This is a genomic window from Aminobacterium sp. UBA4987 (assembly GCF_002396985.1).
GTDB lineage: Bacteria > Synergistota > Synergistia > Synergistales > Aminobacteriaceae > Aminobacterium > Aminobacterium colombiense.
In genome coordinates this window covers 158614-181328 of record NZ_DGZF01000011.1, presented here as the reverse complement: position 1 = coordinate 181328, position 22715 = coordinate 158614, and the positions used below count along the sequence as shown (strand labels likewise).

21 protein-coding genes are annotated in these 22715 nt (G+C 45.0%); 8 read left to right on the top strand and 13 right to left on the bottom strand.

The window, feature by feature from the left end:
* Positions 1-122: 122 nt before the first annotated feature.
* On the bottom strand, positions 123-323 hold the full coding sequence (locus tag B2U56_RS08780; protein WP_013049270.1) for a heavy-metal-associated domain-containing protein: 201 nt from the start codon (positions 321-323) through the stop codon (positions 123-125).
* A 150-nt stretch (positions 324-473) separates the two neighbouring features.
* Between B2U56_RS08780 and B2U56_RS08775 the strand changes: the two genes are divergently transcribed.
* The 5 genes from B2U56_RS08775 (at position 474) to B2U56_RS08755 (ending at position 5779) form a co-directional block, all read left to right on the top strand.
* Positions 474-1751 carry a PocR ligand-binding domain-containing protein gene (locus B2U56_RS08775; RefSeq protein WP_286953404.1) on the top strand — a complete coding sequence of 426 codons (1278 nt, stop codon included), beginning with the start codon at positions 474-476 and terminating at the stop codon, positions 1749-1751.
* Complete coding sequence (locus B2U56_RS08770) at positions 1726-2409, top strand: response regulator (protein WP_213700557.1); 684 nt, start codon at positions 1726-1728, stop codon at positions 2407-2409. The genes B2U56_RS08775 and B2U56_RS08770 overlap by 26 nt, the downstream gene beginning before the upstream one ends.
* A gap of 173 nt (positions 2410-2582) precedes the next feature.
* Positions 2583-3860 (top strand): serine hydroxymethyltransferase, encoded by a 1278-nt coding sequence (gene glyA / locus B2U56_RS08765; protein ID WP_286953402.1) that lies wholly within the window; start codon positions 2583-2585, stop codon positions 3858-3860.
* Between the two features lie 78 nt (positions 3861-3938).
* Entirely contained in the window at positions 3939-5138 is a 1200-nt protein-coding gene (locus tag B2U56_RS08760) for a M20 metallopeptidase family protein (RefSeq protein ID WP_286953401.1), read from the top strand.
* 116 nt (positions 5139-5254) lie between these two features.
* Complete coding sequence (locus tag B2U56_RS08755; RefSeq protein WP_286953400.1) at positions 5255-5779, top strand: DUF2179 domain-containing protein; 525 nt, start codon at positions 5255-5257, stop codon at positions 5777-5779.
* Between the two features lie 15 nt (positions 5780-5794).
* On the opposite strand, the gene B2U56_RS08750 is transcribed toward B2U56_RS08755, so the two are convergent.
* From B2U56_RS08750 to B2U56_RS08695, 12 genes are all read right to left on the bottom strand, one after another.
* Positions 5795-6892 carry a M20/M25/M40 family metallo-hydrolase gene (locus B2U56_RS08750; protein WP_286953398.1) on the bottom strand — a complete coding sequence of 366 codons (1098 nt, stop codon included), beginning with the start codon at positions 6890-6892 and terminating at the stop codon, positions 5795-5797.
* 90 nt (positions 6893-6982) lie between these two features.
* Entirely contained in the window at positions 6983-7642 is a 660-nt protein-coding gene (locus tag B2U56_RS08745) for a cyclodeaminase/cyclohydrolase family protein (RefSeq protein ID WP_286953394.1), read from the bottom strand.
* Between the two features lie 18 nt (positions 7643-7660).
* Positions 7661-9196 carry a histidine ammonia-lyase gene (hutH, locus tag B2U56_RS08740; protein ID WP_213699957.1) on the bottom strand — a complete coding sequence of 512 codons (1536 nt, stop codon included), beginning with the start codon at positions 9194-9196 and terminating at the stop codon, positions 7661-7663.
* Positions 9197-9356: 160 nt separating this feature from the next.
* Positions 9357-11003: a hydroxylamine reductase gene (gene hcp, locus B2U56_RS08735; RefSeq protein ID WP_286953392.1), complete on the bottom strand. Its 1647-nt coding sequence runs from the start codon at positions 11001-11003 to the stop codon at positions 9357-9359.
* A 28-nt stretch (positions 11004-11031) separates the two neighbouring features.
* On the bottom strand, positions 11032-11799 hold the full coding sequence (locus B2U56_RS08730; protein WP_286953389.1) for an ATP-binding protein: 768 nt from the start codon (positions 11797-11799) through the stop codon (positions 11032-11034).
* On the bottom strand, positions 11783-12208 hold the full coding sequence (locus B2U56_RS08725; RefSeq protein ID WP_286953388.1) for an RrF2 family transcriptional regulator: 426 nt from the start codon (positions 12206-12208) through the stop codon (positions 11783-11785). Before B2U56_RS08725 ends, B2U56_RS08730 begins: the two co-directional genes overlap by 17 nt.
* Before the next feature lie 197 nt (positions 12209-12405).
* The gene (locus tag B2U56_RS08720) at positions 12406-13584 is read right to left on the bottom strand and encodes an aminotransferase class V-fold PLP-dependent enzyme (RefSeq protein WP_286953387.1); all 1179 of its coding nucleotides are present in this window, start codon (positions 13582-13584) and stop codon (positions 12406-12408) included.
* 85 nt (positions 13585-13669) lie between these two features.
* Complete coding sequence (locus B2U56_RS08715; protein ID WP_286953386.1) at positions 13670-14227, bottom strand: DUF4234 domain-containing protein; 558 nt, start codon at positions 14225-14227, stop codon at positions 13670-13672.
* A gap of 21 nt (positions 14228-14248) precedes the next feature.
* Entirely contained in the window at positions 14249-14992 is a 744-nt protein-coding gene (locus tag B2U56_RS08710; protein ID WP_286953384.1) for a hypothetical protein, read from the bottom strand.
* A gap of 18 nt (positions 14993-15010) precedes the next feature.
* Positions 15011-16255, bottom strand: coding sequence for an SPFH domain-containing protein (locus tag B2U56_RS08705; protein ID WP_286953382.1), 1245 nt, complete (start codon positions 16253-16255; stop codon positions 15011-15013).
* A gap of 57 nt (positions 16256-16312) precedes the next feature.
* Positions 16313-17521 (bottom strand): MFS transporter, encoded by a 1209-nt coding sequence (locus tag B2U56_RS08700; RefSeq protein WP_273015394.1) that lies wholly within the window; start codon positions 17519-17521, stop codon positions 16313-16315.
* Positions 17522-17544: 23 nt separating this feature from the next.
* On the bottom strand, positions 17545-18543 hold the full coding sequence (locus tag B2U56_RS08695; protein ID WP_273312035.1) for a DHH family phosphoesterase: 999 nt from the start codon (positions 18541-18543) through the stop codon (positions 17545-17547).
* Positions 18544-18933: 390 nt separating this feature from the next.
* On the opposite strand from B2U56_RS08695, the gene dnaA reads away from it, so the two are divergent.
* The 3 genes from dnaA (at position 18934) to recF (ending at position 22699) form a co-directional block, all read left to right on the top strand.
* On the top strand, positions 18934-20262 hold the full coding sequence (gene dnaA / locus B2U56_RS08690) for a chromosomal replication initiator protein DnaA (RefSeq protein WP_286953380.1): 1329 nt from the start codon (positions 18934-18936) through the stop codon (positions 20260-20262).
* 227 nt (positions 20263-20489) lie between these two features.
* A complete protein-coding gene (dnaN, locus tag B2U56_RS08685; RefSeq protein WP_286953378.1) occupies positions 20490-21641 on the top strand; it encodes a DNA polymerase III subunit beta in 1152 nt (383 codons plus the stop codon).
* Positions 21638-22699 carry a DNA replication/repair protein RecF gene (gene recF, locus B2U56_RS08680; RefSeq protein ID WP_286953458.1) on the top strand — a complete coding sequence of 354 codons (1062 nt, stop codon included), beginning with the start codon at positions 21638-21640 and terminating at the stop codon, positions 22697-22699. Before dnaN ends, recF begins: the two co-directional genes overlap by 4 nt.
* Positions 22700-22715 lie beyond the last annotated feature (16 nt).

The window sequence follows — 22715 nt, the reverse complement described above, 5'->3', positions numbered from 1 at the left end:
TAGAAATACTATATATTTGGTAGGATATCTTTTTGTTATTATGCCATAATACCCTCCATATGTATATTAAAAAGGCCGCTTTTCTCACACCATAGAGAGAGCGGCCTCCAAGTTCCTTGATTTTAGTTTTGAAGAGTTGCAGGGTATCCTGCCTCTTCAAGGGCTTCGAGAATTTTCTGGGGGGCATCCGTTTCAATAGTAACTGTTTTTGTTTCTAGTCTGATTTCGAAATCAGTCAAACCCTCTTCTTCCAATGCCGAGCTGATACGCTTAACACAATGTCCGCAGGACATATCAGGCACATGAAACACGTGTTTTTTCATTTTTGTCCCTCCTTCTTTCTATCATTCCCTCATGGCACCATGCTCTACGGCCTTTATAGGCTAAAGACCCCCCACTTGTAAAGTTTGAATTTAAAAACTCCCTTTTGCGTGTAAAATAATAAGGAAAGCTTACCGAAGGAGTTGAAATCCATGGCCTCTCCTCATATTTCTCTTCTCGACCTTATAGAGCGAGAGGAACTACAAAAAATTCAGGATGCCTTTGCCGAAGTCCATGATGTGGCATCTGTGATTACGGATGTTCAGGGGAATTCTATTACTGAACCAAGCAATTTCAGTAAAGTTTGCCAATTGGTCCGTCAAACATCAGAAGGAGCCAGCCGCTGTATTCGCTCTGACCGTGTGCTTGGCATCAAGGCCGCGCGGCTGCTTCAGCCAACATATCAGCGCTGCCTCAGCTGCGGTTTTGTCGATGCCAGCGCTCCTATCATTGTTGAGGGGCAGCATATTGCCAACTGGCAGATATCTCAAAATGCTCTTGGAGTTGGAGAGAATCGCATTCGAGAGTATGCCCTTCAGATAGGAGCCGACCCTGTTCAACTTTGCGAAGCCCTAAGGGAAATGCCAGAGGGGAGTCTGGCTCATTTTGAAAAAACCCTTAAATTACTGTGGCTTATGGCTCAACAGCTCTCCTCAAAGGGATATGCCAACCTCATTTTAGCCCGGGAAATAGAGCAGGTGAGAACCACAGAAAAGATGCTCGAAGAATCTCAGGAAGACCTGCGATCCCTTGCTTCTGAATTAACTCTGGCAGAAGAACGGACCCGACGCAAAATTGCGGCAAATCTTCACGACCAGGTGGGACACGCACTGGTAACCATGCAAAGGAATCTTCGCCAGGCCCATAGAACTCATGATGAACAGGTGAAAAACACCCTTTTATCTGCAAGCATCGCCCATCTCGATGAAGTTATAGAGCAGACTCGAGACCTTACAGCCAGGTTAAGTCCCCCTCTGCTATATGATTTAGGTCTCGCCGCCGCTTTAGAATCCCTTGGAGACGAAATGTTTTCTCCTCTTTCAATTGATTTTATCCTTGATGCAGCTATGAATTGCCGCCTTCTCGAACAAGAATTGAGCATTATGCTTTACCATATGGTCAAAGAACTTTTCATTAATGTTCTGAAACATGCCCGAGCTACCGCGATCCAATGTCTTATTACGAGGGAAGATGGTTTTTTTTGTGTCGCTGTTCATGATGACGGCGTAGGGTTCGACCCCTCTCAAGCCATTACCATTCGGAAACGAAGTTTTGGCCTATTCAGCATAAGAGAACGTCTTCGACATTGGGGAGGGCAAATGGCCATTAACTCTTCTGCAGGAAAAGGAACGGGCATTATCATCAGGATCCCCTTGAAAAACAGTTCTGAAGGAGGTTTTATCTGTGACCGTTCGGATCATCGTTGCTGACGACCACCCTGTAACACGAAAAGGACTCAGCAGCGTTCTGGAAAATATTGAGAGTTTTCAGGTTGTTGCTGAAACAGGAGATGGACGTTCTACAGTGGAAGCGGCTTTGTCCCACTCTCCTGATGTTATTATTATGGATATCTCAATGCCTGATATGAATGGGCTTGAAGCTACCCGAGCCATTTGTCGGGAAAACGACAGGATTAAAATTATCGCCCTTTCCATTCACTCAAACAAACATTATGTTCGAGAAATGTTCGCTGCCGGCGCTACTGGATATCTGTTGAAGAATTGTGACATTGACGAAGTGATCAAAGCCATCAACGTTGTTTCTGAAGGTGAAATGTATCTCTGTACAGCCCTTACCTCAACAGTTCTGCAAGACTACGTCAAAAGATCTACGAACGCCAGTTCTTCAACAATGCTCGAACTTCTCACTCCCAGGGAAAAAGAAATACTCCTTTTTCTGGCTCGAGGGTTCGCTACAAAAGAAATTGCCTCTCAACTCTCCATAAGTCGCAAAACTGTGGAAACCCATAAAGCCAGAACAATGGAAAAGCTAGGTCTTTACTCCATAGCAGAATTAGCCCGTTTCGCGGAACGGGAAGGACTGCTTGCAGCGTCATCTTCAAGCCTAAATAGTCGAAAGTCCCTATAGAAATAGGGCTTTTTGCCTTCTAGATTGACCAAAAACCTGACGTTTCCGTAGGGTTTTTGGTTCATTTGCTTTCTATTTTTCTTATTGTCTTTTTATATTAAGAATCTATGATTTTATGGAAGGCTTACTATCTGCCTTTTTACACTATAACGTGCACAGAGGAGGGATGGTTCGTGAACCTTATCCATTTTATCGATCCGGAGTTGGCCGCAGCCATTGAAGGGGAGAAGGAACGGCAAAATATGACGATTGAGCTTATTGCTTCTGAAAACTTTGTTCCGGAAGTAATACTTGAAGCTCAGGGATCGTTGCTCACCAATAAGTATGCGGAGGGCTACCCCGGAAAACGCTATCATGGCGGGTGTGAGTTCATCGATGTAGTAGAAAGTCTTGCTATAGAACGGGCAAAAAAATTATTTGGAGCAGATCACGCTAATGTTCAGCCTCATTCAGGCGTCAACGCCAATCTCGCTGTTTTCATGGCCATGCTGGAGCCTGGAGATACCATTCTCGGCATGGATCTTAAACATGGCGGACATTTATCCCATGGTACAGCTGTCAATATTTCGGGCAAGTTTTTTAACGCCTACCAATACGGAATTGACAAAACCACAGGACAGATTAATTACGACCAGGTTGAGGAACTTGCTAAAGAGGTTCGCCCTAAACTTATTATTACCGGCGGCAGCGCCTATTCCCGCTTTATAGATTTTGAACGATTCTCCCAAATAGCTAAAAAAGTTGGGGCCTATTTTATGGTCGATATGGCCCATATTGCGGGGCTTGTGGCAGCAAGCGTGCACCCTAGCCCAGTTCCCTATGCCGACTTTGTTACCTTTACAACCACTAAAACCCTCAGGGGCGCTCGGGGTGGCAATATTCTATGCCGCTCAGAGTATGCCCAGAAAATAGACAAGGCTATTTTCCCCGGCATTCAGGGAGGTCCAATCCCTCAGATTATGGCAGCCAAAGCCCTCACCTTCAAACTGGCTATGACAGATGAATTTAGATCATATGCCTCTCAGGTCGTGAAAAATGCCAAGGTCATGGCTCACGTCCTTCAGGAGAATGGATATGACATCGTTTCAAGGGGAACGGATAACCACCTTATGCTTGTCGATCTCAGAAGCAAAAATATGACGGGGTGTGAAGCAGAAAAGAAACTGGAAGAAGTGGGGATTACCGTCAATATGAACCTCATTCCCTTTGACCCCCAAAAAGCCACTGTTACAAGTGGAATCCGTATAGGCCTTGCCGGCGTGACCAGTCGGGGCTTCGATGAAAAAGATACGGAAAAAGTGGCAAAACTTCTCCTTCGCGTTCTCGAAAATAATGATAATTCTTCTCTCTCTTCGTTCAAAGAAGAGGTACATGCAATCTGTGCGGAACATCCTATATACATGTCAAAAACAGAACTTGCATTGCGTTTTCAATCTAAAACTAAAAAATAACCTGAAGGCCGCCAAAAGTATCAGGTGGCCCAAGGAGGAAACATAAAACCTATGCATCCTTAGGAGGGAAAACTCAAAATGTGGAGCCCCGCCATCAAACAGTTAAGTCACCAGATCTTTGAAGAACTTCAACACCTTTACAGGGATTTTCACCGCCATCCTGAATTGAGCTTTAAAGAAAAGGACACTTCTGAAAAGATTGCGGCCTATATGGAAAACCTCGGCTGTACAGTACAAAAAAATGTAGCGGGAACAGGGGTTGTAGCCCTTTTAATGGGAGCTAAAAAAGGGCCAACGGTAGCTATTCGTGCTGATATAGACGCCCTGCCTGTTGAAGAAAAAAGCGGCCTGCCCTATAAGTCGATCTATGAAGGGCTGATGCATGCGTGTGGACATGACGTTCATATAACCTGCGCCCTTGGGGCCGCAAAAATTCTCGCTTCTTTGAAAAATGATCTTCAGGGAACTGTCAAATTTATTTTTCAGCCTGCCGAAGAAATAAACGCGGGAGCGAAAGCTATGGTAGAAGAAGGTGTTCTTGAGAATCCTCATGTTTCCATGATCTTCGGTCTCCATAATCATCCGGAAATCCCGGTAGGAAAAGTCGCTCTCAAAGAGGGTCCCCTCATGGCTTCTGTAGATACCACCTTTGTTACCATAAAGGGCAGGGGAGGACATGGCGCCTTCCCCCATAAGGATATCGACCCTATTGTCGCCGCGGCATCCATTATTATGAGCCTCCAAACTATAGTGAGCAGAAACGTCGACCCTCAGCATTCGGCCGTTGTAAGTTTTGGAACTATTCATGGCGGAACAGCCAATAATGTAATACCTGATGAGGTAAAACTTACAGGGACTGTCCGCACTTTTGATCCGCACATTCGTGAGTCTATGGAACCATGGATGAGAAGAGTTATAGAGCATGCCGCCGCAAGTCTGGGATGTACGGCTGATTTTTATTACCGGCAAGATCTCCCTGCCGTTATGAACCATCCCGAAGCCGCCGCTCTGGGGATGCGAGCCATAGAGGAAATCATTGGCAAAGAAGGGATTGTTATTCCTGTTCCCTCCATGGGGGGCGAGGATTTTGCTATTTTTCAGGAGAAGGTGCCGGGATGCTTTTTCTGGCTGGGCGTCGGCAATCCTGATATTGACGCAATCCATCCCTGGCACAGCCCTCGCTTTAAGGCCGACGAAGGGGCCCTTTCTATCGGGGCCGGCGTTCTGGCCCTTTCAGCGTGTCGTGGTTTACTACACTGTCAAAGAGCAGATTCTTAGTTCTTAAGTTATTTATGAACCATTAACTGACGCCTTTTTTCCTTTAACGCTGAGATTTTTCTTGATTTTAAGACCAACCCTCCCTTATTATTGAAACAGCAGGGGGGGTTTATAAATTGTCTCTAGAACTTAATCTCGCCATGATTCTTATTTTCTGTGCGCGCTGCACAGATGTTTCTATGGCTACAATGCGAATGCTGCTTTTAGTCAAAGGGCAGCGGTTCAAGGCGGCATGCATTGGTTTTTGTGAAATATCCCTTTACCTTATGAGCCTGAAATACGTGCTTGATGCAGGGATTCACAGCCCCTTGAACTTTATTGCCTACGCTCTTGGCTTCTCTACGGGAAACTATATTGGCTCCTATCTCGAAGAAAAGCTCCTTAAGGGGCACATTGTTGTAGAAATTATCACCGAAGAGACCCAGGGAGGCAGAGATCTTGCGGAAAAACTGAGGTCTAAAGGGTTTGGAACCACTGTTTTAGAGGGAGAGGGGCGAGATGGCCCCCGACTTATTCTCAAAGTGATCTGTGACCGAAAAGATCGCTTTGCGGTGGCAGAGATTGGGAAACAAGCTGGAGGTTTTGTCTTCATGGCTGATGTTCGTAATGTCTGGGGCGGATATTTCACCAAGAAAAAGTAAAACGCCCCTGTATTTCTATGCGCCATTCATAATCGCATAAACAATGTCACCTAAAGTGTAAAGATCCCGCTTGAGAATATATTCTTCTGAAGTATGGGCTTTTTTTGCTCCTGTTCCGAGATTAACAGCTTCTATGCCTTTTTCGTTCAATATATTTGCGTCACTTCCTCCTCCTGAGGAAATCAAAACAGGAATGAGACCAATGCGGCGAATGGCCGACGATGCCCACTGCACAGAGGGGGACATCTCCTTGAGAGTAAAACCTCTATAGGATTTCTGAATTCTTGTTTGGACTTTCGCTCCCAAAGAGGCGGCCCCTTTTTCCATAGCTTCTACCATGGCCTTCACTGTATCTTCCAGCTTTTTCTCACAAATGGAGCGGGCCTCTGCTTCTATAACAACAGCATCGCAAACAACGTTCGTTGCCACCCCTCCATGGATGATACCAATATTGGCTGTGGTTTCATGGTCTATACGGCCTGTTTTCATCCGCTTTAATCCTTCTGCGAAAGCCGTGATGGCGTTAATGCCTTCTTCAGGTTCATATCCTGCATGGGCAGCCTTTCCTGTTATGTTCCAAAGGATTTTGGCATGGGATGGGGCCTGAACCACAATATGCCCCGGATCAGCTTCGTCATCCAGAATAAATGCCATTGAGGCCTGTATATCGTTATGCCCAAGCTGTTTTGAGCCTTCAAGGCCTGTTTCTTTCCGAACTGTAAAAATTATCTCTATACAATGATGGGGAAGTCCCTTTTCAATCAGAGTTTCAAGGGCTTCTAAAATAGCGGCTATTCCAGCCCTGTCATCTGCGCCAAGAATAGTATTGCCAGATGAAGAGATGACACCATCCTTAATGATCGGAATAACAGGAGTGGGCAAAGAAACAGTATCCATATGAGCGGAAAGGGCAATACAACGATCTCTCCCTTGAGTTGGCGGAAGGACAGCCACAATGTTTTCCGCTCTTCCCTCTGCGCCTCGTCTAATAATGAGGCCCAGCTGTAGGAGACGGGGCAAAATATACTGAACAACAGGTTCTTCATGTCCTGAGTCAGCTTTTAAACGAATAAGATCAAGAAAGGTCTGGAGCAACCGAGCATAATTGACCATCAGCCAACCTCCAATCAGGTTTCTTGGTCTATTATGCTTTTTTTCCCCACCCAACACAATTTTAGCTGTACGATTCTAAATAGTCCTTCTTCATGGCCATCCTTTGGATTCTTGAATTTTAAGAAGGGCCTTAATGTATTGATCATTTGCTCCATCAATTTCAGACGTAATATCGTACATCAATGAAAGGGCCTCATCTTTTACAGAGGAGCAAAACTCTTCATCATAAAGAGTGGGAAGGTTTGTCATAACTGTGAAACAAGAAGCCACTGCCGCAGCCCGCAATACTGAAAGACCAGCCATGGCGTCGTTTACAGCTACCCTTACCCCAAGAGCCGAAGCACTCCGAAGCAAGGGCATGGCATCCTTGCAGCAGCGCAAAACTTCTAAAGGAACTACAATGGCCTTTTTCATCATTTGCTCCCGCAATATGCCTTTGATCTCTTCTTCTTCGGGAACCTCAGAGGGGAGATTCGCCGTTTCGAGAAAAGAAAGGTAAGCATTGGTGTCCTCTTCCATCAAGTAAAGAAACCTGTCAGATAATGCCCTTGTCTGGTCTCGTACCTGTTCCATCACTTTCCATGACTGTTCATAGGCCTCTTTTGAGAGGGTCAGCCTGGCAACTAACCCTCCAAGGGCCGCAGCCATAGCTCCACATAACGCCGCAACACTTCCCCCTCCTGGTGAAGGGGTTCCTAAAGAAATCTGTTCCACCAGATCATTGACTGGCATATGAGAGAGGGCTGACATTTTTTCATCTCCTTTCCTCTAGTCCAAGGGCCCGATAGCCTCCTCGACCGCATGAAGGATCTCACTGCGGTCCATCAATTCCTGAACCCGCCTGATAAGAGGGTAAAGATAATCGTCATATTTTAAAAAAGGGACTGCCTTCCGGATCATATGGTGGGCGGCTTTCGTTCCCGCACCAGGTTTAAGCAAAATGCTGAAATCCAGAGCTTGAGCTGCTGAAAGCAGCTCTATAGCGAGAACTTTTCGCGCATTGTTGAGGATTGTCCGTCCCTTTCGAGCTCCGTAGGTCCCCATGGAAACATGATCTTCCTGATTGGCAGACGTAGGAATTGAATCTACAGAAGAAGGGTGGGCTAAAACCTTATTTTCAGAAACTATAGAAGCCGCGGCATATTGGGGAATCATAAAGCCGCTGTTCAATCCGCTCTCCTGAATCAAAAAGGGAGGAAGACCTGAAAGGGAGCTATCTACAAGCCGAGCGACTCGTCTTTCCGAAATATTCGCAATTTCCGCCATGGCTATGCCAAAAAAGTCCATGGCCAAAGCTATAGGCTGGCCGTGGAAATTGCCCCCGCTAATAGCAACTCGATCATCAACAAAAATCAGGGGGTTGTCCGTAACGGCATTTATTTCTATAGAAACCTTATCCCAGACATAGTCGAGGGCGTCACGGCTCGCGCCATGGACCTGGGGCATACAACGAAGAGAATAGGCATCCTGTACCCGTTCACCTTTAAATTTTTCAATAATCTGGCTTCCCGCAATAAGCCGCCGAATATTCGAAGCCACTATCATCTGCCCACGATAAGGGCGAAGTGCATGGGTACGCTCATCAAAAGCAAAAGGAACACCATGTAATGCTTCGAGAGAAAGTGCTGCCGCTATATCCGACATTTTAAGGGTGTTAACGCCATCATAGAGAGCAAGGGCTGCTATAGCTGTCATAACAGTGGTTCCGTTGTTGAGAGCCAGTCCTTCCTTGGCCTCAAGATTGAGGGGGCTCATGCCTAATTTGCGAAAAAGGCGCTGAGCAGGCTGGCGACGGCCTTTGTAAAAGACTTCGCCAATGCCGAGAAGGGTTATAGCAAGGTGGGAAAGGGGACAGAGATCTCCACTTGACCCTACCGACCCCTGGGAAGGAATCATGGGATGGATTCCCATGTTGAGATAATCGGTCAAACGCTGCAAGGTTGCGGTTTTAATACCAGAATGCCCTTTGATCAGGGTGTTTATGCGAAGAAGCATAATGGCACGAACCGTTTCTTCGTCAAAAGGCTCTCCCACGCCGCAGGCATGACTCTTAAGAAGATTTTCCTGCAGCTGACGGCGATCCTTTCGGGATATGGGAACTGTTGCCAAATCTCCAAAACCTGTATTTATACCATATATCACATCGTTCCCTGATGCCCATTCATGAACAAGATCCGAAGCTCTTTCCACTGCTTCAAGCGCTTCGGGAGCGAGCTCCACCTTGGCGTTATGCCGCGCAACCCTCACTATATCTTCAATTGAAAGAGAATGACCATCAAGCACAATTACTTCGCTATGACCCATTTAATCGCACCTCCTGGGAATGAACGAAATCTTGCGATTTAGTGTATACCCTAAAGTGCTGTTTTGCAACTCTCCCTTTTATCTTCGCTTCATCATACATCAAAAATGCCAGGGAAAAGCTGCCCTGGCATTTTTGTTTTATTTATACCCTTGCCGCATTCTACCCAAGGATGGCTCTCAAATCTTCCTCAGGCGTCGTTATGGCCATGAGATTCAGCTTCTCGTGAAGAACGTCGAAAACTGGCTGCTTCACGAAGGCCGGCAAAGTAGGACCAAGACGCATATTTTTAATGCCAAGATAGAGCAGTGAAAGAAGAATGCAGACAGCTTTCTGTTCATACCATGAAAGTATCAGTGATAAGGGAAGGCTGTTTACATCTGTATTAAAGGCCTCTGCCAGGGCCATAGCTATACGTACTGCTGAATAGGCATCGTTGCACTGTCCCACATCAAGCAAGCGGGGAATTCCCTCGATTTCGCCAAATTCAAGCTTGTTGAAGCGGTACTTTCCGCAGGCCAGGGTCAGGATTATAGTGTCTTTCGGCGTCATTGTAGCGAAGTCGGTGTAATAGCTCCGCCCCGGTTTGGCCCCGTCACATCCGCCAATAAGGAAGAAATGGCGTATCTTGCCGGCTTTCACAAGATCCACAACTTTTCCTGCAACTGACATTACAGTATTCCTTGCAAAGCCAATAGTAATGGTATGCTCAGGTGCATCCTCAGCAAAGCCTTGGGCCTTCAGAGCAGCCTCTATAACTGGAGTAAAGTCTTTCTCTTCACCGATATGGGTCACGCCAGGCCACGCAACAAGCCCTGTTGTGAAAATACGGTCTTTATATGAATCTTTCGGCTTCTGAATACAATTGGTGGTCATAAGGATAGCTCCGGGAAACCGGTCAAACTCTTCCCGCTGATCTTGCCAGGCTCCGCCATAATTGCCTGCGAGATGTTTATATTTCTTTAGTTCAGGATAGGCGAGACACGGCAACATCTCTCCGTGAGTATAAATATTAATGCCTTTCCCTTCTGTTTGTTTCAGCAAAAGCTCCAGATCTTGAAGGTCATGGCCCGATACCACAATGGCCTTTCCCTTGACTGGCGTTACACGCACCTTTGTAGGTTCAGGATGACCATAGGTAGATGTGTTAGCTTTATCGAGGAGCTCCATGACAGAAATATTCCATTTGCCCGCCTCCATGGCTTTCGCCACGAGATCATCCACAGTGAAGTTTTCACCGCCGAGATAGGCCATAAATTCGTGGAAAAAACCATAGATTGCAGGATCGTCCATCCCAAGGACATGGGCATGGTCTGCATAGGCAGCGCTGCCTTTAAGGCCAAAAAGTATGAGATCTCTGAGCCCTTGTACAACTTCACCATGCTTTTGGCTCCAGGCTTCAGGGGTTACCTTTTCACCATCACGAATCATATCGTCACGGTTGTCGGGAAGGGCATAGGCCGCTGGACCTCCAAGGTTCTCCGGATTTTTGCCTGATTTCCCGCAAGCTTTTTCATAGAGCAATTTTGCTTTCTCTTTCATTCGGCTTGCTTCTTTAAGCATAGTCTCCATTCGCTCTTCGTCAAAATTTACATTTGTAATGGTGGTAAAAAGGGCTTTAACCACAAAGAGGTCGATATCCGGATCAATAGCGTCAAGTTCACGGGCTTTATGGGCATACATTGAAACCCCCTTGGAGATGTGAATCAAAAGATCCTGAAGGTCAGAAATCTCTGGAGACTTTCCACAAACGCCAAAAGCGGTGCATCCTGTTCCCTTTGCTGTCTGTTCACACTGGTAGCAATACATCTCTCATATACCTCCCTTATTCTAAAAGTTACTTTGAGAACACATACTTTGTTGTCTCTTTTTCTATAATCTGACCCTGAATTCCTATTTTGACAAGTTTCAGAGCAACATTTACTTTTGCATGTTCTATAGCGGCAGTAATGAGACGTACCAGCCCGCCGCAGCATGGAACCTCCATATATACAACGGTTATAGATTCAGGTTCGTTCAAAGCTATGATTTGAGTTATTTTTTTCTCATAGGTTTGGGCATCATCAAGTTTAGGACATCCGATTAAACAGACTGTTTTTTCCCCGCCAAGGAATTTCCCATGAAAATCAGCCATAGCATAAGCTGTGCAATCGGCAGCAATAACAAGGTCGGCGTTGCGAAGGTAGGGCGCGTTATCCGGCACCAGTTTAATCTGGACAGGCCAATTTCCTAAGCGCGATTGAAGTGATTGTATTTCAACAGGTGCCTCAATTTTACTTGAAGAGACCATGTTTCTCAAATCTTTTGCCATTGTGCCAGGACACCCACAGGGAAGGGAGTCTGTTTTTAAAGCCTTACTAGCCATATGGTGTTTTACCGCCTCTTCGTCATAGGGAGCGGCTTCCCTTTCTTCAAAGGTAATAGCGCCTCTTGGACATTCGCCAATACAATCGCCAAGACCATCGCAATAAGACTCGCTCACCAGCTTTGCCTTGCCGTCAATGATCTGAATGGCTCCTTCATGGCACGCCTGGGCACATATCCCGCAACCATCACACTTCTCTTCATCAATAGTGATAATCTTTCTTTTAACTGTTGTCTTCATTCACTTCACCTCTTGCAAGCTCTGATAAATTCTTTTCTCTCAAGAAATCTCGAATTTCCTTGGTCATTTTTTTCAACATATCTCCAAAGATACAGGTGCGGAAGGGGCATTCCTTTCGATGTAACAAGCAATAGCCTCCATCCGCTTGCCCTTCTATGGCTTCGTATATATCAAGTAGGGATATGCTCTCAGCAGACCGTGCCAATTCAAAGCCTCCTCCCGGCCCTCTGGATGACGTAACAAACCCGCATCTCACAAGCCTTTGAAAAACTTTTGCCAAATGGGCCTCAGATACATTAATTGCCTCTGCCATTTCTTTTGTGCTCATTCGCTTCCCTGAAATTGCCAGCAACCCCATTCCATGAAAGGCGAGGGACGCGGCTTCCGATATAGATATAAAGGTATTCATCTCATTGATGCCTCCTGATGGAAATTCAAGAATTATGGTACCTTAATTCCTTAATTTGTCAATGTCTTATTTTATTATAATTATTCGAAATTTGAACTGATATGTGCGATGGGAAAAAGAATGGTTTTAAATAAAAAAACTTCCTGTCCGCAAAAATATGAGGGGGACAGGAAGCAGAAAATCAACGTTGATCTTTTTTATGCTTTTAGGGGTTCAGCTAAAATAGACGCAAGAGTTTCGAGACAACAATCGATATCCTCTTCAGTATTAAAATAACCTATAGAGATACGAAGAGCCCCGCCCATTGTATCTGTGCCGAGGGTTTTATGGGCAACAGGAGCACAATGAAGTCCTGGCCGAGTTTCAATACCTGCCCTTTCCACAAGTTCAGCTGCCACAATGGCATGGTCACGCCCTGTAAAGTTCAGTGGAAAAACAGGCAGGCGACCCTCCATTGTCTGCTTTCCGGCAAGAATAACGCCTGGTATTTTTTTAACTCCCTCAATAAACCGCAACCCCAGCTGTGTTTCACGAGCATGGATCTTCTCAGGCCCTTCTTTCACAAGCCACTGCAAAGCAGCCCTGAGCCCGGCGATTCCCGGAAGATTGGGGGTTCCGGCTTCGAATTTATCGGGCATAGAATCAGGTTGAAGTTCAAGATGGGAAAAACTGCCTGTTCCTCCCTCTATAAACCATTCAACCTTCTCCGCAAAATCCGGTTTCCATATAATGCCTCCCGTCCCCTGGGGACCCATGAGGCCTTTGTGCCCTGTGAAACATAATGCGGCGAGGCCCAGATCTGACACATGGATAGGCAAAACTCCGGCCGTCTGGGCCGAATCCACAACAAGAGGCACACCGGCTTCCCGACAGAGACGGGCAATGCCAGATATATCCTGAACAGTTCCACATACATTGCTTGCATGGGTTATTATCATAAGATCAAAGGAATCCTCTTTTAAAACCTTGTCCAGGTCTCGGAGGGAAAGCACCCCTTCCATATCGCATGGAAGAACTGTAATATGAACACCTCTCTGCTCAAGACGTCTGAGAGGCCGCATTGAAGCATTGTGCTCCATGCTGCTTGTTAAAACTTTCATGCCCGGTTTGAGGTACCCCTTGAGAACGATATTGAGAGACTCTGTGATATTGGATGTAAAGGTTACATATCGAGGGTCAGCGTCTTCATAGCCATGAAAAAATTCTGCTAAAAGTTCGCGACAATTCAGTACGAGGTCCATAGTGCCGAGATCCCTTTTAGCCGCCGTGCCCCGAGCTAAATTCGCACCGGAATTGACCATAAAATCATACATGGCCTGAGGAACCATGTGAGGTTTGGGCCATGATGTAGCTGCATTATTTAAATATATGGACATGAAACACCATCACCGTCCGTTATAAGATATATAGAGATATCTTATCACTAAATTTTGATAGCACAACAGAAAGGCTTCCAGTGTTTCAGTTGGCCCGTTTGAAAACCCCTATATCGATAAGGCGGTTTATATGGTACTGGATATAGAAAAACGTAAAAAAGAAGGTCATAACACTCGAGGGCGCTACGTTTAGAAGAAAATCCTTGTCGGCAAATCCTGCAACGTATTCACGAAGCATCCTTCTCATTTTGAAAGCTAGAACAATCCATAGGATCCAGGTAGCAATGCCCAGAATTCTTTCCAGATCACTTTCATTTCCACTGACAGCAAAGGAAGCTACAAGAAGAACTAGAGGCATTAGAGCGAACCAGTCAGATATCCTTTCACTAACATTCAGCTGATTAAAAGCTTTTCTTCTGAAGAAAGCCCACAGTGCCTGATAAAAACCTAGGGTCACTATGGTTAGAAAGAGCACAAACCCCACACTGACGCGCTTGAAAGATACCTTGGCTTTTTCAACAGCAGGAAAAATATGTTTTACTTGAAGGAGCGTTCCGCAATAAGCACAATATTTGGAACCTGGTTCATTGACCGCTCCACAGGAAACACAGGATAGTTCTCGTTCTACAGTGTCTGCTGCCATCACATATCCCCCTTATAGAATTTACTTCGTTCGAGCGATGAGCGCCTCTCGCGCTTCTACAAGCTCCATTAATTTTTTGATAGTCCTGATCGTATCTTCATCTTCCAGGGAGGCAGCCTCGCCTTCCACAGAAAAAAGGTCTACAGTATGGGAAAGTTCCTCAATAGTGCTCGCTATTTCTTTTTCTATATGAATAGATTCATCGCAACTTACAGGGTCCGTATATCTTACCCTCCCTACAACCTTCTGAAGTTCAAGAAGTATCTCATCATCCAGACCGTTATCCCGGGCTTGACTGAGAATACGATGCAAACGATCGGTCCAGAGACGGATCGTATAAATATCTTCTTTTTCCTGTTTTTCCCTGGCTGTGATAGAAACAGCCGCCATAAGAGTTGTTCCGCTAAGTGAGAGAAAAGTTGCCAAACCAATAATATGAGTAATGGCGTACCCTGTTACCGAAAACTCAAAACCCTTCCAGAAGAGAAGGGGGTTTACTATCAGGAATAGATCGTACAGTACAATGAGGGTTCCAAGACTGAAAAAGGCAGGAGTGGGAAGCCCTTTATCAAGGTCAATACGAATCTGGAGAAGTCCGAAAAGAAAAGAAAATACCACTCCGAGCAAAAGAAAGAAAAGGGTCATCCAAAAATGGGCGCTGCGGCTATCTGGCTCTGTCGTCATAAAAGAAACGGCAATTATAGCCGCAAGAGCCACTGCCATGACAAAAAGAAGAATGAGACTCAATTTATTTCTGATCTTCATAAAAAGCTCCTTTCATCCTTATGAGGCGGAGTCCTCATCTATTTTCTGTCCGCAGGAGGGGCAGAAGCGGGCGTCAATTTCGACGTTCTTTCCACATGAGGGGCAAATTCTTTTAATTTCTATTCCGCAGAATGGACAAAATTTCATATCTGAGTCAATGGTATGGCCGCATTGAGGGCACAGGGTAGGAACCGGAGCGCCACACTCAGGGCACTTGGCGGCATTATCTGGAATGTCATGACCGCATGATCCGCACATGTTTATTTTTCGACCGCACTGGAAACAGAAACGGGCGTCTGGATTAAAGGGGGTGCCGCAGTTTGAGCACACCTTGCTCTTTTCTGTTAATTTTTCTTGCCCCTCCGTGCTAAGGTTTTTTGTTATATGGGCCGCTGTCTGACCCAACGCACCTCCAACACCGACACCCATGCCCAAGCCAATACCTGCCTGCATGAGACCAGCACCATTCCCTTCATTGCTGGCTGCCTTTTCAAGGGTGTCAAAGCTGCGCTGCTGCTGATAAGAATATCCCAGAATATCCATTTCCGCTCTTTTTGCCAGGGCATTTTTCAATTGAATCACTACTGGGTCATCCTCTGGAACGTTAATAGAGTTCACAAAAAAATTAACGAGTTCTATGCCGTAATCCTCAAGAACAGGACGAAGTTCTTCCTCCATGTGGTAGGAAATCTCGTTGAGATAAGCATTCAGCTCAAGAATACCTTTCCTCTCTGTGATCATATAATTTGACACCAAATCCTTGATACGGGTGATGAGGAGCCCTTTAAAGAATTGGCTTATATTTTCTTTTGTAAAGGAACCCAGGCTTCCTACAAGTTTGAGCAGGAATTGTCGAGAATCAGCAATTCTTATTCCAAATTGGCCATATGAACGAACCGGAAGCCAGACACCATATCTCGGATCCTGAATCTGAATGGGGCTTGGTGTTCCCCACTTAACGTCGAGGGAATAAAGTTTGTTCACAAACCATACTTCTGCCTTGAAGGGAGACTCCCCGCCGTAGGGAAGATTGATGAAAGCAGAGAGAAGAGGAATGTTATTTGTACTTAGCGTATAGCGCCCGGCCGTAAAAAGATCGAAAGCCTGCCCATTCTTAAAAAGAATCGCTTCTTGCGCTTCCCTCACCACAAGTTGGGTCCACGTAGACAATTCATCTGAGGCTCTTGTTTTATCAGAATACTTCCATGCGAAGGCATCATGAGGGTCTGGTCCGTTATATTCAACTACTTTAATGATTCCCATTGATGATCACACCCATCTTTATGGTTTCATATCTTCTTTTCTATCAGTTTACGTCTTTTACGGCAAGGGCCTTCTGAAATCTTCTCCTTTCAGAATAAACCAGATTGTTCCCAAGGCCCCAAACAAAGAGGCCCCATAAAAATTGACTGCTGGATCCACCATCCACAGCAGGGCTCCACCGAAGGCAGCGATAGAGACCACAACGTCCCGTATCAGATAGTAGAGGCCAAACATGGCCGCTTTGCGTTCGTTTGGCGCTAGGTCGAGAATAAGGGACTTCCTTGTAGGTTCGCCAAATTCCTTAAGACCTCGAACAACAAAAGCACCTGCTAAAGGCCAGAAGGATCGGGAATGATAGAGAATAATGGGGAAAGCAGTAAAGAAACAAAAGGTAATGACTACAAAAATCTTTTTATTGCCTTTATCCGCTAACCAGGCTACAGGAATATAGATCAACATAGCCACTGCCATTTCTATGGTGGTAAGAATTCCAAACTGAAAGGCCGATACAGGATTCTCAATACTCTTCATTGCCCAAACCACAGCAAAAGCATAGGGGATCTGCTCACAAAAACGAATCAATATATCAGAGATCAATAAGTTTTTAAGAGCCGGGCTCATAAGCTTGAAGATTACCATGGGATTTTTTTCGGGCCGCTCAATGGCACTGCTGTCAGGCCGTATAAGAATTTGCTGCGCCGCTAGAGCAACGCCAGCCAGGATAAAAGCAATGGCGAAGGCAGCTCGAACTCCTGTCTTCTCCCCCCAAAGGCCTATCATGACCCCTCCCATAACAGGGCCTAAAGCCATAGGAATACGCCTTACGAGGGAATGGAGAGAGACTCCCATCGTTCGCCTATTCATGGGAAGGGCCTGGGCAATAAGTTTCATTGTCGCTGGCAAAGAAATTGCCGTCCACGACAAAAAGAAAAAGGAAGCGCCAATAACAGCCAGTTGGCTTGGTATCAGTACAACTACAAGGAAGCCAAACATGGCAAGAAGATTGAAAACGAGAAGGGACTTTTTTGTCCCCAAGCGATCAGCAAGGTAGCCCCCCGGGTAGGAATATAAAGCGGAAAGCAGATTATCAAGACCATTAAGAATGCCAATTGAAAGAGCTCCTCCTCCAAGGGCGATAAGATAGATAGGGAGAAAACGCTCTGCAAGTTTTTCCCCAAGCCCAACAAGGATGACCATCAAGAGAAGACCCGTCATATTCCTTTCAATGGCTAGAAAGTCTAAAAGTTTCTTTCCACGCACCCTCATTTTTTACTTACCTTCCTATAAAGTTAATTTTTCTGTTTATCATTCAACGCCGCTTTCAGCAAATCTCCCAGGCTTGTTCCTACAGGCTTGTCCCGCTCCTGTATGGTGCGTACGGCAGCGTCAAGAGAGCTCTTGATCTGTTCCTGAGAATAAAAGGGGGGGAAATAGAGGGCTGCTGAATCGTCATGGCCTCCTCCCCTTACTTTCTTGCCATCACGGAGAATTCCCACAACATTTCCTGCCATGGCATTACGGCTTCGCAGGGATAATACCCAGTCTCCCATAACACGCCGTGCGGCTACTGCCACAATAAGAGGCGGATTATCGAGACGGTCGAGAACAAGGCCCCCAAAATCCGAAACATCGCCAAATTCAAGAATCCCATCTTCCACAAAGGCAATATCCTTTGAACGGCTAATTATCTCAAGAGCTTTCTCGAATCGGCCCTCCTGCCGTTCTATGAAATCCTTGGCCGCATTTTCCTCAAAAGATTCCAACTGCCAGGAAGGGTTAAACGCCAGGCGGGTCAGAATACTTTCTGGACCGCATAAGGTAATCATGGCTTGCCATAACCGGCTTTCTTCTCTCTGATTAAGCCAGAGATCCCTATCGTTGGCAATGTCGACCATGCCCGCTAAGCAACGGGCAGAGGTACCAGGATCATGTTGAAGAAGCCACTCCAAATACACCTTTGCCGCGCACATGGATGTGTCCACAACAATCCACGGGCGATTTGAATATCGTTGAGCTGTGGTTTCGTGATGGTCGAATAAAAAAGGAGGCTCTTCTGGCTGATGAGTGCGGTCTATTTCTTCGATGGTGGCTTCTTTCTGACAAAAAAGATCAAGCACCACCATGGGAATGTGAGCATTTAAATTTTCAAGTATCATTCCATCTACACTGCCATACCCGGTTAATGTCACCTTGAGAGGACTTTGTTCTTTGAAATGATGCCATGCCACCGCTGCCGCTGTTACACCATCAAGGTCTGTATGGCTGATTATATGGCGGATATGAGCCATTGCCTTCCCCCCTGTGTCTTAAAATAATTTCTGCCCATATCTCATTTTAACCTGATTTTTTTAAAGATGTGTAAAAATTATCCACAAAGGTGTAAGAAAAATATGGTATGATTCCACATGCAATAGTTCAAAGCTTTCAGTTGAAAACCTGTGTTTTTTCCACATCTGTCCACAGGGAGTGAATAGAATGTGGATATGTTGTGATCCTTCTTTGTAACAGCTTGGTGAGGAATAGTCATTTTTTAATTTTAATTTTATAATCCCGCTATATATGACCCTGAGGGGCTTTATCTTTTTTTATGAGAACGTGGATACACTGTGGATATGTGGATAACTTTTGTGGATGAGCTGTGGTAAGATGAAGTAAATCCATCGGCAGAGGTGAATAAATTGGTGGATAAAGATATTAATGTACTATGGGATGACATCCTAAAGAACATCGAGGAGACGATGCCAGAGGGAACAGCCGATTTATGGCTTAAGACATGTGTTCCCCTTTCTGTTATGAACGATGTACTTGTTATTGATGTTCCCAATGTTTTTGTAAAAGAACAGATCTCCAAACGGTTCCAAAATGTAATTGAGGATGTTCTTATGGATAAGGGATACGCTCAATCACTGGAGCTTAAAGTTGCCTCGGAGGCAAGAAAGGACGAACAGCAAAGAGCAGAACGAGCTGCCCAGCATACGGGAACTCTTCCCCGAAGCGGCCTTAATCCTAATTATATCTTCAATAGTTTTGTTGTGGGAAAATCAAACCGTCTCGCCCATGCTGCCAGTCTGGCTGTAGCAGAAACGCCGGGAGAAGCCTATAACCCTCTTTTTATATGGGGAGGCGTAGGCCTTGGCAAAACCCACCTGATGCACGCAATAGGGCATTATGTGCTCAATAAAAACAATTCTTTAAAAGTAACCTATGTGAGCTCTGAAAAGTTTATCAACGAATTTATTCAATCCATAAAAAATAACAGGACCCAGGAATTCAAATCTAAATACAGAAGTGTGGATATTCTTCTCATCGATGACATTCAGTTTCTTGGAAACAAAGGAAGCAGCCAAGAAGAATTCTTCCACACCTTTAACCAGCTTCATGTAAGTAAAAAACAGATCGTCATATGCTCTGACCGCCCTCCTAAGGAGATCCAAAACATAGAGGATCGTCTTGTAAGCCGTTTTGAATGGGGATTAGTCACTGATATACAGATGCCCGATCTTGAGACCCGTATTGCGATCCTTCAGAAAAAAGCCCAAATTAGAAATTATGAGGTGCCTGAAGACGTTATCTCTTTTCTTGCCCAGAATGTGCCCAGCAATATAAGAGAACTCGAAGGAGCCCTTAATAGAATCATTGCCTGTGCCGAACTCAATAGTGAGCCCATTACCGAGGAAAATGCCACTCAATGGCTTAAAGATATTATTCGCCATAATTCAAAAGGGCCTGTAAGTGTCGACACTATTCAACAAATTGTAGCGGAAAATTTCAGTTTGACCGTTGAAGACCTTGTGGGGAATAGGCGCACATCAGATATTGCCCTTGCCCGTCAGGTTGCTATGTATCTATGTCGAAAACTCACTGATATAAGTCTTCAGCAGATAGGCTTTTCTTTCAGAAAGAAAGACCATACTACAGTTCTCCATGCTCAGAGAAAAATATCAAAACTTGTAGAAGAACAACCTAGAATGAAGGAAATTGTGGATAACATAGAGGCTAAGCTGTGAAAATAGCGTTGGACAGGATGTGAATAGTGGAATAATGTAAGTTTTTCACAATTTCACTGTGGACAATGTGTATAACTTGGGAATTATTTGTGAGTACCTATCCACAGAGAAAAGTCACTTTTCATAACGGCCCACGGCGATTTCCACATTATCCACAGTCCTTATTACTATCACTATTACTTAGATACTAAAATAATAAAGACAATAACAAGGGGAGGGAATAGATTATGAGACTCCAGGTGAGCAAACCGGATTTTATGAAAATCTGGCAAACGACAGAACGAGTTACGAGTACTAAAAGCACAATTACTTCTCTCGCCGGTATACTATGCCGAACCGATGATGCTTCTTTAACCCTCGAAGCGACAGATCTCAAAACATCTATAAAATGTATTGCTTCTGGAGTACAGATTGAAGAAGGCGGAGAAGCTATCCTTCCAGTTAAAGTTGTTGGAGAACTTTTTAAAAAAGCTCCCACTGATACATTTACAGTTTCAGTAAAGGAAGGAAAAGGGATTATTTTCGCAGGAAGAAATACCTATCGTTTTTCAACATACCCCATTGAGGAATTTCCTCATCTGCCATCTTCTGAAAATGCAAAATTCTTCTGTACCGTCAAAGCTGAAACGCTAGCCCAAATACTTAGTGAAGGAACAGTGGCAAGTACTTTAGGAGAAGAGTTTCCTAAATATTTAGGAGCAGCACTTTTTGAATTGAAGGGGAATGACATTCGTATTGTTTCCACTGATGGACGGCGTCTCTCCTTATCGAAAGTCCTTCTCGATGAGTATGGAGATACTGAGAAGATTCTTCTTCCTTTAGCAGGGTTAAAAGAGCTGCTTCGCCAACTCTCTTCCCTTGAAGGTGACAAACCTGTTCAGATACTTCATGATGATGCACTTGCCTATTTTCAAATGGGTGATATTGAATTTTCTATTCGGAAAATAGAATCTTCCTTCCCAAATTATGAAAAAATATTGAACCCTCAGAGCACTACTACCCTGACCATTGAACGAAGTGCGTTAACAGAAGCACTTGAAAGGGTAGATGTTGTGGTAAGGGATCATACCCGGATGGTTATCTTTAAACTATCTCCCAATGGAGATCTTCGTATGATGGGACGGGCTCCTGAGATAGGTGAAGCAGAAGAAATCCTTGACGCTCAAATTGACGGAGAACCCCTTCTCATAGCTTTTAATGTAGCGTATCTATTAGATGGATTAAAGGCCCTTCATGGTGAAAATGTATTTATAACCTTTAATGGCCCCGAGGGACAGATGAGCATGCTCCGTCCTGGCCGGGACGATTTTCTCTATATGCTGATGCCCATTAAATTGAGCGAATCTGATTTTATACATGAAAGGGACGAAGAGGAATAGCTTATTGCAAGCTTACGTCTTGGCACAACTTTAAGAATTTAACGCCCCGCCGTCTTGAATGGGCCGCGGGGCTCAATTTGCTTGTTGGAAATAATGGTTCAGGAAAGACTAATGCTTTGGAAGCCATTCATATTCTTTCTGGATGGGGGCCTTTCAGATCTTCTCGTAAGTCGTTTCTCGTTAATTGGGATACAGAAGAAAAACAGGCTTATTTACGAGGGTATTTTAGCGGTGAGACAAATCTGGATATTGTTGCGACTGTAGGCGAGAAAAACATTATCCAGTGTGACGGAAAACGAATAACCCATGGAAATATACGTTCACTCATCCCAGCCTTAGCTTTTCTGCCTGGAGATCTCGCTATTGTTGACGGAGCTCCGTCTGTGCGCCGTCAGTTTCTTGATCGCCTTTGCGCTCTTCTTTTTCCTCTCTATGTGAGAAAAATGAGCGATTGCCGCAGAGCATTGCGCCATCGTGTGATTCTGCTTCGAGAAAGAAAAGATCCTTCCCTTACATCAAAAGTCCTCGCTCCTCTTGTTTCATGGATTTGGTCGACCCGAGCCGCAGCCGTCGATCTGCTAAAAATAGGCATTCAGGAATTTCGCATTCTTCTGCCTTCTGATATAGTGCTTACATTTGAAAGGGGAGGCGCTTTAGACTTGCAGGATCCCATGCAGGACTATTGGGAATCTGTAAGAAAATGGAAAGAAAAAGAACATATAACAGGAGTTCCGCAAGTTGGGCCTCAAAGGGACGATATGATAATAACAACAAAGGGACAGCCTGTATCGATAGTGATGAGCCGTGGGCAAAGAAGAAGGACAGCAGTGGCCCTCATGTTGGCAGCAGGCTGGGCTGTAGAAAGAAAGCTGCGTCGTAAACCTCTTCTGATTCTTGATGAAATAGCGGCAGAGCTTGATGACAGAGGAAGAAATATCCTCATTGATGCCCTAGTAGAGTCTTCATGGCAGGTTTTTGCCGCTACAGCTGAAAGTTCAATGAATGGCTGGCCAGGAACAGTCTGGCAAGTACGTCAGGGAAATATTACATCGAGATAATTTTGAGAGATCGAGA

Coding starts and splice junctions, on each gene's coding strand:
- dnaN (WP_286953378.1), top strand. CDS start 20,490: ATGAGACTCCAGGTGAGCAAACCGGATTTTATGAAAATCTGGCAAACG.
- B2U56_RS08710 (WP_286953384.1), bottom strand. CDS start 14,992: ATGAAGATCAGAAATAAATTGAGTCTCATTCTTCTTTTTGTCATGGCA.
- B2U56_RS08720 (WP_286953387.1), bottom strand. CDS start 13,584: ATGTCCATATATTTAAATAATGCAGCTACATCATGGCCCAAACCTCAC.
- B2U56_RS08725 (WP_286953388.1), bottom strand. CDS start 12,208: ATGAATACCTTTATATCTATATCGGAAGCCGCGTCCCTCGCCTTTCAT.
- B2U56_RS08715 (WP_286953386.1), bottom strand. CDS start 14,227: ATGGCAGCAGACACTGTAGAACGAGAACTATCCTGTGTTTCCTGTGGA.
- B2U56_RS08750 (WP_286953398.1), bottom strand. CDS start 6,892: ATGGTCAATTATGCTCGGTTGCTCCAGACCTTTCTTGATCTTATTCGT.
- B2U56_RS08705 (WP_286953382.1), bottom strand. CDS start 16,255: ATGGGAATCATTAAAGTAGTTGAATATAACGGACCAGACCCTCATGAT.
- B2U56_RS08780 (WP_013049270.1), bottom strand. CDS start 323: ATGAAAAAACACGTGTTTCATGTGCCTGATATGTCCTGCGGACATTGT.
- B2U56_RS08775 (WP_286953404.1), top strand. CDS start 474: ATGGCCTCTCCTCATATTTCTCTTCTCGACCTTATAGAGCGAGAGGAA.
- B2U56_RS08760 (WP_286953401.1), top strand. CDS start 3,939: ATGTGGAGCCCCGCCATCAAACAGTTAAGTCACCAGATCTTTGAAGAA.
- B2U56_RS08730 (WP_286953389.1), bottom strand. CDS start 11,799: ATGAAGACAACAGTTAAAAGAAAGATTATCACTATTGATGAAGAGAAG.
- B2U56_RS08700 (WP_273015394.1), bottom strand. CDS start 17,521: ATGAGGGTGCGTGGAAAGAAACTTTTAGACTTTCTAGCCATTGAAAGG.
- B2U56_RS08745 (WP_286953394.1), bottom strand. CDS start 7,642: ATGTCAGCCCTCTCTCATATGCCAGTCAATGATCTGGTGGAACAGATT.
- hutH (WP_213699957.1), bottom strand. CDS start 9,196: ATGGGTCATAGCGAAGTAATTGTGCTTGATGGTCATTCTCTTTCAATT.
- hcp (WP_286953392.1), bottom strand. CDS start 11,003: ATGTATTGCTACCAGTGTGAACAGACAGCAAAGGGAACAGGATGCACC.
- B2U56_RS08695 (WP_273312035.1), bottom strand. CDS start 18,543: ATGGCTCATATCCGCCATATAATCAGCCATACAGACCTTGATGGTGTA.